This is a genomic window from Candidatus Flexicrinis affinis (assembly GCA_016716525.1).
Lineage (GTDB): Bacteria > Chloroflexota > Anaerolineae > Aggregatilineales > Phototrophicaceae > Flexicrinis > Flexicrinis affinis.
In genome coordinates, this window is sequence record JADJWE010000006.1 from 245,715 (window position 1) to 261,144 (window position 15,430).

The window sequence follows — 15,430 nt, forward strand, 5'->3', positions numbered from 1 at the left end:
GGTGCACATGCAGACTCCACCATTCTCCGGCAAGTCGGCATCCCCGGCGCACAGTCCGGCAGCATGAACACCATGATCAAAGTGCCGGGCGTTTCGTTGAAGCTCGACCACATGACATTGAAGGATGGGGCGACAGACGATCCTAATGCGAACAACGACAAGGGCGGCGCAATTCACGTCGAATCGTCAAATGCGACACTAACCGTCACCAACGCGAGGTTCATCGACAACAGCGCGTCCGACCCAGAAAACGGGTATGGCGGAGCCATCTACTCCAATGGAGTCATGACGCTCGAAAAGGTCTACTTTGACGGGAATTCGGCGAGTCAAGGCGGGGCGATTGCCACCAACGCCAGCCCGTTTCTTGTGGGCCATGCAGCGGTCATCAAGTACGTGGATTTTAAGAGCAACAGCGTGACCACGAACAAGGGGGGCGCGATCTACGTCGCGGCCGGGACGATCAAGGTCCGCAATAGCAATTTCCGCAACAATTCGGCCGTTACGAACGGCGCAATCCGCCACCACATCTATAGCTACACGACAGCGACCGCGGTGGCCAACGCAAAGAAGAACTATTGGAACAACCCGACAGTACCGTCATCGGCAAATGAGCAAGGCGTCAACACGCTCGAACAACTCTCGGCTAAAGTCGAGTTTGAATTTGATCCTCCGGCGCAAGTGCCGCCCTGCGGTACACGCGGCCGGCAGCTTTGCATTCCGACTCCAACGCCGACCGGCACTCCCAACTACTCTCTCGCAGACTTTGGAATAATCGTTACTGGCAACTGGTCGCAAGCAGAGCGCGATCTGATCCTGAGTGCAGCCATCAAGACTGGCGACGCCTTGTCAGCAATGGGCGTAGCGGCCAACCCTGTTGATGCATTTCGCGAGGTCTTGCAAGGAGAGTCAAGCAGTGGAGGGTGGCGCAGCCTCGTCTTTAGCCGAGCTGATCTCACGCCAAATGGCTGTAAAACGAGTAAAACACCGGATAATCCGAGCTATTCAGCCAATATCCAGTGTGATCCCTTGGTGTCCTTGATTGAGCATACCGTAGTGCACGAATTCGGTCATGTTCTCGTGTCGACAACAACAGTTAACGGCGTGAGTGATTTTCGGAATGCTGTTGAACATCCAGGCGGGTCGGGTACTCCGCTTCGCGCACCATCGGGCGGATTCGTAATGGGTCCTCGTACACTCATCGTGAACGGCCCAAATCTAGGCGACTGGCAGCGTAGCGATTACATACTAGACAGCGGATGGGGTAGTGGCGCGCGCTGGAGTCCAAACTTATATGACGAGTACCCAGCACCTCCAGTGCCAGCACCAACACCTACGCTCTTTCCAATTCGGATTCCAAAGATCGGGCCGTGTGGAGAGGGAGCACCGTCGGATCTCTATATGCCTATTGAAACGCCGCATACATTCCAACAAAACCCTTGCACGTTCTCTGATTCAACTTCCCTGACCGATGAGGGACTGGCAGCTGAAATTGAAGAAGCAGCTGCGGATATGTTTCTGAATTGGGTGTATTGGAAGCTCAATCCCACTGAAGGATTCAAGGACTTGCGCTGGCGCTACCAGTCCTACACTTCTAGCAATATATGCGACGCCCTTTCTGGTTGCCCCGATCCGGACAATTCCGGCCAAGTACGCGCAGCATGGATGGACGAGACTCTACTTGACATCTTCAGTAGCTTCGGGTGGTAAGGAGCGACGTACCGATGCATCGTCTTAACCTGATTGTTATCCTACTCTCGGTTCTATATACGCTTGAACCCAACGCCAATTTCGCTCAGTCCGCGCGGGTGATCGCAACCACAGCGGCGGCATGGAGTCATTCTGGCGAGCTGATAGCATTTGTCGGCGCCGACTTCTACGAGCGAGACAGGATCCCCGAGGGCTATATCACAATCTATGACCCGCTTCGCAAGGCGACCGTTCTCGCCTTGACGGTAGAATATGGGGGATACACATCGGTCGCGTGGAGTCCCGACGATACACGTATTGCGGTCTCGGGCTACGATCAGACTGTCAGAGTATTCGATGCCGCGCATGGGACGCTTGTCGCGACACTGCCCGAGCATCGCGCTATTGTCACATCCGTTGATTGGAGTCCGGACGGGAATTACATCGTTAGTGCGGCACCTATGGATCCGCGCGTCATACTGTGGGACGCACGCACATACGAAGTCACAATGACCCTAAACGTTAGCGATCCATGGGCCGTAGCGTTCAGTCCCGACGGCGCCTCGCTCGCCATCGGCGGCATAGGGGGTCTGATGCTCATACCGATGAATGACTTGGCCGGGGTTTCCGACGTCTCCAATCTAAGCCAGTATCGCGTCGCCGACGGTTATCTCGGGGCAGTGGCTTGGAGCGCGGACTCCTCGAAGATCGCGTTTGGAAATCATACATTCAGAAGTCTGTCAGATCCGGAGGGACGTACCGACGCTTACTTATGGGTATTCGATGTTTCATCTGGCGAAGAGATCCTCTCAGCAGTGACGGGATTGTGGGGGATTTATGGTAACGCTATACGAGGTGGCGTTGTCGCCACACATAGCATTGATGGAACGGTTCAGGTCTGGAGTCTGAAGTCGGATAAGCTCGTGCGTATTGCCGCGCACTCTGGAACAGCCGAATTCAGTGCGAAGCTAGACCTGAGCAACTACGGTGCTCGCCTAGCCTACGGCAGATCATACGTTGCGGATGTTAATCAGACACAGGAGACGCGGCAGGAAGGCGAGCTGGCGTTCGACGTGGTAGTCCCCGACCCGTCGCTGGAGCGGCTGAACGGCATTGCCGAAGCGTGCGTGCCGGAGTCGGCCGCCCGCGACCCGTTCGTCGCGGACTCGCTCGCGGAGGTCGGCGCGTTCGTAGAGCGCCTCGATGCGCTGCCCGACGACGCCATCCCACCCGCCTGCCGTGCCGATCTGCTGGCGGTGGCCGAGGCGCTGATGGCGGGGGCGGGACAGTAACGCCGGTAGCAGGACACGAGCGCAGATCCATGGTGCTCCCCCTTGACATATTGACATCCGTCGATATATAGTCATGGCATGGACGCGAATCTGATTGCCTTTGCCAAAGCTGTCGCCGACGAGACCCGCCAACAGATCATGACCTGTCTGTGCTGCGAATGGTGCTCGGTCGGCGACGTGGTCGACCGGTTGGACGGGAAGGTCAACCAGCCCACCGTCAGCCACCACCTCAAGACGCTGCACGAGGCGGGCCTGGTCGAGGTGCGTCAGGAGGGGCGCCAGCGCTTCTACACCCTGAACCAGTCGCGGATCACGATGTGCTGCGGGATGCTTGTGCAGCAGTTCGCACCCGAGTACGCCGCACAGGGCGTGATCCCGCTCGATCAGGTGAAGTAGCGCCGGGGTCAGCGGCCCCTTTTTTTGCGTCTATGTATCGATGGCCGTCGATGAAACGCATGCCCGTTTTCGAACTCAAGGAGCCTACGATGAACCTCAACCCCGTCCCGTCCGTGGACATCCCCGACTGCTGTGACGACTCGAGCTGCTGCGGCGGCGATGGATCGTGCTGCTAGGAGCAAAGTGACGAGTCGTGAGTGATGAGTGCTGAGAAATGACGACGCCTCGCCGCTCCCGATACTCCATTAGCGAGGGACAGCAACCACAGTCCAAACAAGTCCCCCTCGCCCCTTGAGGGAGAGGGGGATTTAGGGGGCGCGGGGATCTCGCCCTCAACTCCCGGCGGTCGGATCGCCGTCCTCGGCGTCGGTGCTGTTGTACAGGCTGACGAGCATGTTGGTCATCATGGTCGAGACATAGCGCACGGCGCTGATCGCGCGGCCGTAGTTGAGGTGCGTCGGGCCGATCAGCCCGATCGCGCCGCTGAGCTGGTCGGGCTGGCCGTAGCGGCTGAGCACGAGGCTGAGCTGGCTGATCTCGTCGCGCTTGCCGTCCCCGGCGATGATCACCTGCACGCCGCCGGTCAGCGGGCCGAGGAATTCGTCAAGGATCACGTTCAGGAACTGACGCTCCTCAAACACGCGCACCGCCTGCTGCGCGCCTTCTCCGGCCGGAAACGCTTGTAACACATCGCTCAAGCCGTCGCGGTAGACCGTCTGCGCGGCGGTCGTGCCGGCGCGTTCCATGACCTCGGCGGCCAACTCCAGCACCTCGCGATCCAACAGCGGCAGACCGACCGCCTTGACCGTCAGGTCGCGCGCGGTGAGGTCGTGACACAGCGAGTTGAGCCGGTTCGAGAGGTCGGACAGCGTCGCCTGCGAGACGGTCTCGGCGAGGTTGAGCATGCGCTGATGCACGCCCCCGCCCTGCAAGATCAGCACCATCAGCACGAGCCGGCCCTGCACCGAGATCAGCTCGATGTGCTTGAAGCGGCCGGTTTGCGACGACGGCGCGGTGACGAGGCTGGCGGCCTGCGACGTGCGCGCCAGCGCGTTCGCGGCATAGCGCATCCACTGCTCGGTGCCCATCGGCGCGGTGCGCATCCGCTCGGCGATCTTGCTTTGTTCGGTAGTCGGCAGTTCGATGCTGCTGAGCAGGTTGCTGACGTAATAGCGGTAGCCCGCCTCGGTTGGGACGCGGCCGGCGCTGGTGTGCGGTTGGGCGATGTAGCCGAGCTCCTCCAGCACCACCATTTCGTTGCGGATGGTGGCCGCACTGACCGACAGGTCGAACGTTTCGGCGATGAATTTCGAGCTGACCGGCTCGGCTTTGTCGGTATACGCCCGCACGATTCCGGCCAGAATTTGCTCCTGTCGGCGCGTAAGGGTCGGAAGGGTTGCGGCGTCCATATCTGGCGATGAAAACACATCTGTAATCAACGGTGGAGTTCATGATACCATCGGGTTACAGGCTAGAACACGTAGATCTGAAGGAACCAACAACCATGGGTGACAAGACGTTCGAAGTCACGACGACCAATTTCGAGAGCGAAGTTCTGAAGTCCGATCAGCCGGTGTTGGTCGACTTCTGGGCCGAGTGGTGTGCGCCGTGCCGCGCGATCGCGCCGATCGTGGACGCGCTGGCGACTGAGTACACCGGCAAGATGAAGGTGGGCAAGCTGGATGCCGACCAGCATCAGGACGTGCTGATGCGCTACGGCATCATGGGCATCCCGACACTGATCCTGTTCAAGGGCGGTCAGCCGGTGGCCCGCATCACCGGCGCGCTGCCGAAGGACAAGATCCTCAGCAAGCTGGTGCCGCACCTGAACTAAGCGCCGCACCGACGCTACATCCACACCCCGACCGGTTCGCCGGCCGGGGTGTTTTTTGTTTGCGCGGGGTGGTCAGTGAAGGACGCCCGGCACACGTACGCTGGACGTCGGGCGCGCCACGCCGGCCGGTGTTACGATGGGACAGGACGGGGTCGTGCACATGAACTTGACCCGACACCGCAACACGATGGGACTGATCTTCAATGCGCATGGTTGGCGTATGCCGTAATGTTGGCTCGATTCTCATATGCCTGGTCTGCATGGCCCTGTCGCCACTGATGTCTACCGCGCAGCCGTCAGAATCGAACTGGGTGCGCAGTATGGCCTGGCATCCGGCTGAAGATTGGATCGCGTACTCAACCGAATTTGGCGAGATTCGGGTAGTGGAAGCGTCCTCGGGCATTGTTGTTCATGACCTCAATCCAAGTATGGGTCAAGCAACCTACGTCATTGCCTGGAGTCCCGACGCATCAAAGCTCGCCGCAGGAGGATCCGGAAACGTGATCGATATCTGGACCATGCCTGACGGCCAACTCGTACACACGCTGCTGCATTCTGGCGAAATACGATCTCTGTCGTGGAGTCCGAGCGGGGCTGAACTTGCCGTAGCAGGCCAGAACGGATTCCCTGAGAACGTGCGGGTCTGGGATCTCAACGATCAACAGATCGTGTTTTCTCCTGTGGTGGGGGAAGTACTGAGTGTCGCTTTCAGTCCTGACGGAAAACGTCTGGCGCTGGCTAAGTTCGGCGGAATTCAATTCTGGGATCCACTCGAGCAAGAACTGACGGGCGTAATCGGAACGCCGGAGTATTCGCTTTCGTTGGCGTGGAACCCCGATGGAACACGAATCGCCAGTGCAGACACGTACGTAGCTCAACAGTCAACAATTCGAATATGGGATGCCGAGAGTGGCGCTCTATTCACCACCTTGCACGGGCATGAGAACACCATTCCTTATGTCGCTTGGTACGATGATTCCACGAAAGTCGTGAGCGCGAGCCTTGATGAGACCATCCGAGTCTGGGATGCGGACACCGGTGCAAGTCTGGTAACGTTTCGCACTAACACCCGGGCTTACGCCGCGGCGTTAAGTCCTTTCGGGGGAAGACTTGCGTACGCGGAAGGCGTAGCCGCCAATGCACGACCGACTCTGCGTATCGTCGTCCCCGACCCGTCGCTCGACCGGCTGAACGGCATCGCCGCGGCGTGCGTGCCCGAGACGGCCGCCCGCGACCCGCTCGTCGCCAACTCGCTCGCAGAGGTCGGTGCGTTCGTAGAGCGTCTCGATGCGCTGCCCGATGACACCATCCCGCCCGCCTGCCGCGCCGATCTGCTGGCAGTAGCCGAGGCGCTGCTGGCGCAGTCTCCCAATAGTGACCCCCTCGTGTATATTCGGAACAGATCTGATAAGGAATTCGAGCTGGTCGGTCTCTCAGAGGCAGGGCGGACTGTATTTGAACTCACATCGGATGACTGTTTCAGCATTTCTCCTCGTAATACGTATCTCGCCCTATCCAGCCCCCAAAGCAAAACTATAGGCGTGTTCTTATTGACAACGAGTGAGCGCATACTAGAGATCCCCGCCGACAGCCTGCTCCCTTGCACTTTCGACTGGAGAACTGATACCCGACTTGTATTGACTGCTCGTGAGGATCATACGCCTCAATATAGCCAAGCGGTTGATATATCAAGCGGTGAAGTCAGGCAGATCGAACCCGGCGAACGGTCAGTTGCAGTCATATCACGCGATCAAATCCCGCACTTGCTGCCCGATGATTTCTGGCTGGTCTCGCCCGATCAATCCCTCGTTACGTACAATAAGTGCGTTGGCGCAGTTCTCACGACTGTTTATGGGATACAGACCTGCGGCGCCGCAGGTCAGATCGTCGTTTATGATATCTCATCTGAGCAAGAGATCGCGTTGTTGGCTGATACCTACCAAGAACTGTTCTCCACACAAGGAGGTGATCCGTTTACAGACAATCTTGCTGGCTTTGAATGGTCGCCCGATAGTCGACTTCTCGTATATCGCACAATCAATGATCGGGTAGTTACGGGCCTAAGGATTTTCGACACCGTCACTCGCACATTCACGGATGTAGACCGCCCCCCAGGCACTGACTTGGTTCGCATAAGAGGTTTCGCATGGTCACCGGATGGTGAGCGCGTCGCCTTTTGGCTCCATGATTACGCCGCCAAAGGTATGCGGTTGGGCGTATTCGATATATCGAGTACCGAGTTGGGAACATCGACTCAGCTATTTGATGTTGCACCGTCAAGCTGGGTGTGGCGCAGTGACAATCGGTCCATTATTTTCGTCGACGCCGGATTCAATCTCATTCAATATGATGTGGAGTTAGAGACCACGTCGATCCTAGACACAAATGTCTGGGATATCCTGACCTCGCGGTAATTGACGATCCACAACGATCCCCGCCATCCCGCCGGCCTGCCGCGCCGATCTGCTGGCAGTGGCTGTGGTACTAATGGCTGAACACAGGGGGAATAACTCCGAAATCTCCCCGCCCCCTACGGCCGGTCGCGCATGAGGTCGAGCGTCTGCTGCTCGAAGTCCCACACCGTGCACCGGACAATCATTTCACAGGCCGAAGGTCGCACGTACAGCGCGCGTCATGTGATCCATACCGGCCATCTGCTAGACTCCGACCTATTCGGTGGTGAGAGGCAGTGGTTACCGGAAAATGCGGACGTTTCGGACGAGACTAATTATTATCGTTAGTCTGCATGGTATTTTTCTCACGGCATCTGCCCAATTGCCGATTATCACAGCCCCCACCTCGACCGTACTGAGTATCGCTTTCAGTCCTGATGGGAGCAGATTGGCTCAACTCTCGTCGGATGGCCGTCTCGTTGTTTTCGAAGGCGAGAGCGTTGTGTTTGACGCGTTGAAAGAACAAACGACGACACTGCTTCGTGCAAGAATCGATTGGTCGCCCGATGGCAAGCTCTTGGCTGCTGGCATCGGCCCAGATGTCCATGTTTGGGAGACTGGAACTTGGAACGAGACTGCATGGTATGTCGCTGGTGGATCAGAGGCACTGGTTTACTTCGAGTCCGGGCATCATGTGCCTGAAGGCATCGTCAGCCTCGCATGGAATGACGATTCTAGTCTTCTGCTGGCGAGGAGCGTAAGCTCCCGTACGACGGTTTGGGCTGGGCTGACACAGGCGCTGACATTTGACCAGACGGCGGGCAATAATCCTGTTGCGGTTCATTGGCTAGTGGGTGAATCGAACTTCACAGATGGTGAAGGGTATATCTCATCAAGTGATTCCGGATCTCGGACTCATCCGGTACCTGATCTGTTGGCAGCGGGATGTCTAGGCGGAACCGGTATTGATTTCAGTGCATCTCAGGGAAGTTTGGCGGTCGCGACTTTGAACGGCTGCATCATCGTCGTGGACGCAACGACAGGCATGCAAGAGCGGCACTTTCGATTGCTACCCCAAGGACTGCCTGTCGCAGATGTTGCACTTCGAGACTTGGCATGGTCACCAGATGGAAGCGAGATTGCCGCGATATCAGAAACCGGTTCGTTATATATTGTCAGTGCAAATTCCGGGGATTATTACGTCATCAATCTTCCGAAATCAGCGGTATTGAGCGCTGTGGACTGGTCATCGGACGGCACACTAGCTTATGTAGGTCTAGACGCGGACGGAACATCTCTGCTGGCTACTGTTGGCAACGATGAGCTTTCGGAGTTGATTGGATCTGCCGCCACGCTTTCGTCTGCAACTGTGGTCGTGCGCGGCAACTAGATCAGTCGGCCCCCCACCCCCCTACGGCCGGTCGCGCATGAGGTCGAGCGTCTGCTGTTCGAAGTCCCACACCGTGCACCGGACAATCATTTCACAGGCCGAAGGTCGCACGTACAGCGCGCGTCATGTGATCCATACCGGCCATCTGCTAGACTCCGACCTATTCGGTGGTGAGAGGCAGTGGTTACCGGAAAAATGCGGACGTTTCGGACGAGTTTACTCATCTTCCCGCTGATCTGTTCGGTCTTGATGAATACTCCCACTGCGACCTCCGTACAGTATCTACCGCAGCTTTTCGTGTTATCGCGAACCGACGACGGCTACAGTCTTCGCGTCACGTCATGGGATGACGATCCATCCAGCGAGATTGCTGTATTCCCTCGTTCGTCACAGACTGCGTTTGTCGAAATGATGCCGGCTTACGAGATCGAGTCAGCTAGAGCATTTCTGGTGCGTGCTGGTGCAGCGCTGGAAACGGTTGAGTCTCTTATGCAATCGTATCCCAACATCACTGTCACGCTGCTCGCAACTTCTCCCGACGGGAAGATTCTTGCGGCAGCAGTTCGCTATGAATCCTGCGCGTACAGCCAGCGGACTTGCTTCGGCCGCACCGATGTTGTGCTGCTGTCCACGACAGAACACCGTACCGTCTTTACATTGGGATCTACCGGCAATCCGAGCATCGTGGAGTTCGAGGGGATTTTCACGTCTAACGTCCGAGTAGATGCCGCTGCATGGCTTGCAGAATCTGACACTCTGCTGATCGCCGCAAGCAGCGAAATCAGCCGCCAAAACGCACGCGGTAGTATTCTTGTGACGGTGCCGCTCCATGAGCCGCGGCCACCACAAGGCATCGCTTGGGCACTTAACTGGACCGTCTCGGTTCAAGACAAGCTGCTCGTCACCGTAGAAGATGTCGGCCGTTCCGACACTGTCATCGTACGTGAAGTTACGCCAGATGGCCAGTTGCGAACTATGCGTCTGATTCCGCTTGGAGACACTGTTGTCGATCGACAGCTTCGACTCAGTGTCATGGGCAAACAGGTGCTCATTTGGACGATTGGCAACCGCACAAGCATAACGTCGGTTGGGGGATTGATTGCCCTCGACATTGAAAGCGATGTTCCAGACTTCACCCCTGTTTACTCCCATACGTATGTATCAAGGATCGTCCCACTATCGCAACTCGACGCAGCACTCGTCGAACTGACGGACGGTCATGTGGTTCAAGCAACGTTGAGCAATCGCGTGTTCAGCCTCGTGGATCTTGAATTGCCACAGGTGGCTGACTGGTGGCTCTCGCCAGATCACCGTTCAGTCTTGCTGCAATTTGCGAACGATGCCGGTTTTGCCGTATACGATGTGAATTCGGGAGCGGTCGAAATGGTCGATGAACGTTCCAGACTGTCGATCGATTCAACTACTACGCTAGAGATACTCTGGTAGCTCTCCTTGGCGTTGTCGATGTATCGTTACGGCCGGTCGCGCATGAGGTCGAGCGTCTGCTGCTCGAAGTCCCACACCGTGCGCTGCGACTCCAGCTTGCGCAGCCGGTCGAGGCGCGGCGTGCCTTCCATCAGCTCGCGCGACCACTCGCGGGCAAACGCCCCGCTCACGATCTCGTCGAACGTGTTCTCCATCAGCCGCTCCAGCCGCAGCTCGCTGAAGCGGGCCATGCGGCTCAGCGTCGCGTACTGCGAGGTCAGCGGCGAATCGAGCAGCGTGTTCATCAGGCCGTCGCGGTTGGCGCGGCGCAGATAATCGAAGAACCGGCCGGCGATGTGCAGGTCTGAGATGGCGGCCTCAGGCGGGATGCCCTGATTCACCAGCAGGTCGGCGGCTGCCACCATGATGTGATGGAAGGCCGGGATCACCGCCTGCTGCACGAACAGCGCCAGAAACGCCTCGTGCTCGGGCAGAAGTTCGATCGCGCCCGCGCGCAGCAGTCCGGCCCCGCGCGCCACGGCCAACAGCCGATCGAGTGCCCGCCGCGTCGAATCGGCGGCGACCGAGATGAACGTCAGCGCCCCCTGCCCGCTCAGATACCCGGCGCGGATCGCGTCACCGGCGGGGCGCGGTGCCAGCACACCGACGTCCAGAAACGGCGGCGGCTCGACCGTGCCGAAGGCCATCGCGTAGCCGCTGGTGAACACCATCAGGTCGCCGCGCTTGAGATGCGGGGCAATCGACCCCATGTACAGCGGTGGCAGCGCGTCGTCCGGCGTGGTGATGATGAGGATGTCGCACGACTGCGTGACCTCGGCGGCAGGCAGCGCGGGGATGCTGTCGCTGGCGGCCACTTCGGCCTCGTCCTCATACTCCGGCGCGGCCATCACGCGGATGCCGCTGTCGCGCAGGTTGAGCGCCAGCGCGCGCCCGACCGGCCCATAGCCGAAGATGCCGGCGGTCGCTCCGGCAATGGAATCCAGTGTGGCATCGTCGTCAAAGTAGATCGCAGTCATCGCGCGCGGCATCCATCGGTTGCGGTCGGGTTGCGCCGGCATTATAACTGCTCGGCATGAGACGCTGGATTCCAATTGCCATTTTGCTGCTGGCCGCGCTGACCCGATTCGCGGCGTGGTCGGCGCCCGTGCGCTTCCACGGCGACGAGGCGCTGTTCGCTACGTACGCCCGGAACGCCGCCGTCTACGGCGATTGGATGCTGCCCGGCCCGCTCGACAAGCCGCCGCTGAGCCTGTACGCCATGGCGCTCTCGATGCAGTTCACCGGCATGACGACGCTGCCGGACGGCGTGCTGACGATAGACACGGTCGCAGGCGAGTTCGCGGCGCGTCTGCCGTCGGTCTTCGCCGGGATCGTCACCGTCGCGGCGGTTATGGGATTGGCACAGGCGCTCGGCGGGCCGCGTGCGTCGCTGCTCGCCGGGGTCGTGACGGCGGTCAGCCCGCAGATGACCGCGTTCAGCGCGACTGCGTTTACCGATCCGCTGCTGGTGCTGTTCGGCGCGCTGGCGCTGATGGCGGCGGCGCGCAGGCAGGGGATCGCGTCCGGCGTGTTGATCGCCGCGGCGTTCGCGTCCAAGCAGCAGGCTGTGCTGATCGCGCCGCTGGTCGTGCTGCTCCTGCCCTCGCGCGCGGGGTGGCGCCGGTTTGCGCTTGGCGCGCTCGCCGGTGTGGCGCTGCTGCTGGTGTGGGATGCCGCCCGCCCCGAGGTCAGCATCTTCGCGATAGCTGCCGACAACAACAACCCGTATCGCTGGATCGTCCCGCCGGCGGAGTGGCCTGCCCGCGCCGCGCAGTGGGGACAGTACCTCTCGACCGCGTTCGGCCCGCCGCTGTGGACCGCGCTGATCTGCATCGCCGGTCTGCTGCCGCTGCCCATTGGACGCAACCGCCGGACCGCCGCGCTGCGCGTGCTGACGCTGGCACTGCTGGCCGCGCACGTCGTGCTGCCATTCAACCTGTACGACCGCTATCTGCTGCTGCTGCTGCCGGGGATCGCCGTGCTGGCGGCGCTGCGGCTACGCGTGCTGCTGAATCGGCGCTGGACGGCGGTGCTCGCGCTCGCTGTCATGTTCGTCGGCGGGTCGAGCGTGCCGGCACGCTATCCGACCGACGTGCGCGACCGCGACCCGGGTCTGATCGAACTCGCAGCGTTCGTCAACCGTCAGCCGTTGGGCACGATAGTGTACAACCCGTGGCTGGGCTGGGAGATGGGCTACTACCTCGGCCCGTGGTCGGACAAGCGCGTGGTTTATTACCCGTCGCCGGATGAATTTGCCGCCGACGCACCAACCAATCCGGACACCGCCGACCGCCTGCTGATCGCGCCGGCATGGGCGCCGGTCACGGCATGGCTCGACGCGGCGAGCCCGGCGTTTGACGCGCGGGTCGCGTACCGATCGGCCGACTACGCCGCGTGGTGGCTGACGCCGACAGCGTTACAGCCCGAGTGACGCGCCGCCGTCGACGCGCAGCACCTGCCCGGTGACGAACCGGGCCGCGTCGCTGAGCAGGAACATCGCCGCGCCGACCGCGTCCTCCAACGTACCGGCGCGCGTCGTCGGGCCGTGCGGGATGTCGTCTTCGCCCACCGCGCCGAGCATCACAGCATTACAGCGCACGTTGTAGCGTGCGAGTTCGCGGGCGACCTGCTGGGTCAGCCCGACCACCCCGGCCTTGCTGGCGACGAAGCCGACGCCTTCGGGGCGCGCCCCGGTCGACGCGAGGTTCAGGATCGTGCCGCCGCCCTCGTCGGCCAACACACGGCCGAGCAGTTGGGACATGAAGAACGCGCCACTCAGGTTGACCTCGAGGATGCGCCGCCAGTCCCACTCGTCGAGCAGCAGCAGTTCGCCGCCCTTGAAGATTCCGGCGGCGTTCACGAGCGTGTCGACTCGTCCGAACGCACTGCGGGCGTGCTCGATCGCCGCCGCCGCCTGAAACCGGTTGGAGATGTCGCCATGAAACGCGACGGCCTGTGCCCCGGTGACTTGAATCGCGTCAAGCAGACGGTCGCAGCGGTCGGGGTTGATGTCGACGGCGCACACCGACGCGCCCGCTTTCGCAATCGCCTCGGCTATCGCAAAGCCAAACCCGGCCCCCGCGCCGGTCACGAGCGCGGTACGCCCGCTAAAGTCAAAGGTTACGGTCATCGGTGGTGCTCCCGCTGGTGTTTCGCATCGACAACTGTAACCGTGATCTGGCCGTGGGTCTAGAACTGGTCGATCAGGATGTCGTTGCCGTCGGGGTCTTTGAACGCGATGTGGGCTGGGCCGGTGGCCGCCTCGTCGGCCTCGATCGCCAATGCGACACCGTTAGCCTTGAGCACCTTCTGGATGCTGCGGACATCCGGCGGGTTGAAGGTGAGGATGTTGTTTTCGAACATGCCTTGAAACAGCCCGATCTTGGCGTCGCCGTTCTTGAGAATCAGCCATGACTCATCGTCGCCGTCGAGCTTGGTAAACCCGAGCAGTTCGTAAAATGCGCGCGATGCCTTGATGTCCTTGACCGCCAGACTCACCGAAAAGTGACCGAGATCCATGCGTCGTGCTCCCTTCACCCAACCATCTGAGATCTGTGCCGGGGCGGCGCCCCGCACAGAACAACTTTAGCACGAATGTTCGATTCGGGGCAAACGCCGGGCTTCTAGTTGCGTACGATCGCGCGTTCGCGCCACAGCGACATGACACGCTCGATCGTCTGCTCAGCGTCGAGATAGGTGGTGTCGAGGTCGATCACGCCCGGCAGGCCGCGCACGCCCCACTCCTTCTGCAGTTCGCCAATCTCGATAGCGCGCTCGTTGGGGTCGGCATAGCGGCTGCCCATGGCGATATGCAGTTGGCGCAGTACGGCGTCGAGTGTCGTGACGAGGCAGATGACCGGGCCGGTTTCGGCGAGGCGCGCCAGATGATCGCCGCGCAGCAGCGTCCGTGCGCTGACCCGAATAACTGTTTGCCGGCGCAGGCACGCTTCCTCGATCAGGTCGGCTTCGATGGCGCGCAGGCGTGTCTCGCCGTAGAACTGGCGCACTTCTTCCGGCGGCAGGCCGGCGCGTTCGGTGACCTGTACGTCAATGTTGAGAAACGGCAGGCGCAGGCGTTCGGCCACGATCTGGCCGATACGCGGCGCGTTCGGGCCGGTATAGCCGGTGAGGATGAGGTTGCGGTCGGTGAGCGGTAGGGCGCTGAGCACAGCCCCTCCAGCCTACAGCCACATGGCGATCAAACCGGGCAGTTCGTCGAGGGTTTGGATCGTCGCGTCCGGCTTGATGTCGTACTCTCGCCCGCTGCCGCCGGTGGCCGGCTTGCGCCACACGGCCTTCATGCCCACGCTCTTGGCGCCGAGGATGTCGGCGGTGAGGTTGTCGCCGACGAACACCGCTTCTTTCGGGCCAACGCCGATCTTCATCAGCGCGCGGCGGAAGACTTCCGGGTGCGGTTTGAGGAAACCGGCGTCCGCCGCACTTAGGCGGCAGCGCGGAAAATACTGCGTCAGGTCGTGTGCATCGAGTTCGGCGTCACGCATGCGCATCGGCAAGAACGAGTTGGTGATGATTCCCATCTCGAAGCCGTGGCCGCGCAAGCGGGCAAGCACACGATGCACTTCGGCAAACGGGCGCGTACCTTCGGCCGCACCCCATCCGTAAGCCGTGATGTACTGATCGCGGTCGATGTGCTCGTCCGGCACGCCGAGCGCGGACGCGGTCTCGACCAGCAGCGATCCGATGTGCGGCGCGACCAGCGAGTCGCGGGCGGCGTTCCACAGCAAGCGCGACCGGCGCGCGAACTCCTGCACGAACTTCTCGCTATCGAATTCGACCGGATAAACGTCGGCGATGTGGTCGTAGACGTTGCGCAGGTGGAGCGGTTCAAGCTCCCACCAGTTGCCCCTGAAGTCCGACCAATCGATCAGCGTTTCATCGAGATCGAACAGAATAGCCCGAATTGGCATTACGTTCCCTCAGTGCTTGGCGCAGG

At 60.5% G+C, this 15,430-nt stretch carries 14 protein-coding genes; 8 read left to right on the plus strand and 6 right to left on the minus strand.

All coding sequences use genetic code 11. The features are described from left to right. The first annotated feature begins 63 nt into the window (after window positions 1-63). The 3 genes from IPM16_16350 (at window position 64) to IPM16_16360 (ending at window position 3,374) form a co-directional block, all read left to right on the plus strand. On the plus strand, window positions 64-1,707 hold the full coding sequence (locus IPM16_16350; protein MBK9124672.1) for a hypothetical protein: 1,644 nt from the start codon (window positions 64-66) through the stop codon (window positions 1,705-1,707). Window positions 1,708-1,721: 14 nt separating this feature from the next. After that, a complete protein-coding gene (locus IPM16_16355) occupies window positions 1,722-2,978 on the plus strand; it encodes a hypothetical protein (protein MBK9124673.1) in 1,257 nt (418 codons plus the stop codon). A gap of 78 nt (window positions 2,979-3,056) precedes the next feature. After that, on the plus strand, window positions 3,057-3,374 hold the full coding sequence (locus tag IPM16_16360; GenBank protein ID MBK9124674.1) for a winged helix-turn-helix transcriptional regulator: 318 nt from the start codon (window positions 3,057-3,059) through the stop codon (window positions 3,372-3,374). A 332-nt stretch (window positions 3,375-3,706) separates the two neighbouring features. Here the strand turns inward: IPM16_16360 and hrcA are convergent, their stop codons facing one another. Further along, on the minus strand, window positions 3,707-4,801 hold the full coding sequence (gene hrcA, locus IPM16_16365; protein ID MBK9124675.1) for a heat-inducible transcription repressor HrcA: 1,095 nt from the start codon (window positions 4,799-4,801) through the stop codon (window positions 3,707-3,709). A 77-nt stretch (window positions 4,802-4,878) separates the two neighbouring features. Here hrcA and trxA point away from each other — a divergent pair, with 77 nt between their 5' ends. From trxA to IPM16_16385, 4 genes are all read left to right on the plus strand, one after another. Beyond that, entirely contained in the window at window positions 4,879-5,208 is a 330-nt protein-coding gene (gene trxA, locus IPM16_16370) for a thioredoxin (GenBank protein ID MBK9124676.1), read from the plus strand. Between the two features lie 203 nt (window positions 5,209-5,411). Continuing rightward, the gene (locus IPM16_16375; protein ID MBK9124677.1) at window positions 5,412-7,622 is read left to right on the plus strand and encodes a hypothetical protein; all 2,211 of its coding nucleotides are present in this window, start codon (window positions 5,412-5,414) and stop codon (window positions 7,620-7,622) included. Window positions 7,623-8,103: 481 nt separating this feature from the next. Continuing rightward, window positions 8,104-8,991 carry a WD40 repeat domain-containing protein gene (locus IPM16_16380; protein MBK9124678.1) on the plus strand — a complete coding sequence of 296 codons (888 nt, stop codon included), beginning with the start codon at window positions 8,104-8,106 and terminating at the stop codon, window positions 8,989-8,991. A 180-nt stretch (window positions 8,992-9,171) separates the two neighbouring features. Then, the gene (locus IPM16_16385; GenBank protein MBK9124679.1) at window positions 9,172-10,437 is read left to right on the plus strand and encodes a hypothetical protein; all 1,266 of its coding nucleotides are present in this window, start codon (window positions 9,172-9,174) and stop codon (window positions 10,435-10,437) included. Window positions 10,438-10,463: 26 nt separating this feature from the next. Here IPM16_16385 and IPM16_16390 read toward each other — a convergent pair whose 3' ends face one another. Next, on the minus strand, window positions 10,464-11,453 hold the full coding sequence (locus tag IPM16_16390; protein ID MBK9124680.1) for an NAD(P)-binding domain-containing protein: 990 nt from the start codon (window positions 11,451-11,453) through the stop codon (window positions 10,464-10,466). Between the two features lie 56 nt (window positions 11,454-11,509). Between IPM16_16390 and IPM16_16395 the strand changes: the two genes are divergently transcribed. Beyond that, on the plus strand, window positions 11,510-12,907 hold the full coding sequence (locus IPM16_16395) for a glycosyltransferase family 39 protein (GenBank protein MBK9124681.1): 1,398 nt from the start codon (window positions 11,510-11,512) through the stop codon (window positions 12,905-12,907). Here IPM16_16395 and IPM16_16400 read toward each other — a convergent pair. The 4 genes from IPM16_16400 to IPM16_16415 all read right to left on the minus strand — a co-directional run bounded on the left by IPM16_16400 (window position 12,893) and on the right by IPM16_16415 (window position 15,404). Then, complete coding sequence (locus tag IPM16_16400) at window positions 12,893-13,606, minus strand: SDR family oxidoreductase (protein ID MBK9124682.1); 714 nt, start codon at window positions 13,604-13,606, stop codon at window positions 12,893-12,895. The two genes, IPM16_16395 and IPM16_16400, sit on opposite strands and share 15 nt — an antisense overlap. A gap of 59 nt (window positions 13,607-13,665) precedes the next feature. Next, window positions 13,666-13,995: a VOC family protein gene (locus tag IPM16_16405; protein MBK9124683.1), complete on the minus strand. Its 330-nt coding sequence runs from the start codon at window positions 13,993-13,995 to the stop codon at window positions 13,666-13,668. 104 nt (window positions 13,996-14,099) lie between these two features. Continuing rightward, window positions 14,100-14,645, minus strand: coding sequence for a hypothetical protein (locus tag IPM16_16410; GenBank protein ID MBK9124684.1), 546 nt, complete (start codon window positions 14,643-14,645; stop codon window positions 14,100-14,102). 12 nt (window positions 14,646-14,657) lie between these two features. Then, the gene (locus IPM16_16415) at window positions 14,658-15,404 is read right to left on the minus strand and encodes an HAD-IA family hydrolase (GenBank protein MBK9124685.1); all 747 of its coding nucleotides are present in this window, start codon (window positions 15,402-15,404) and stop codon (window positions 14,658-14,660) included. Window positions 15,405-15,430 lie beyond the last annotated feature (26 nt).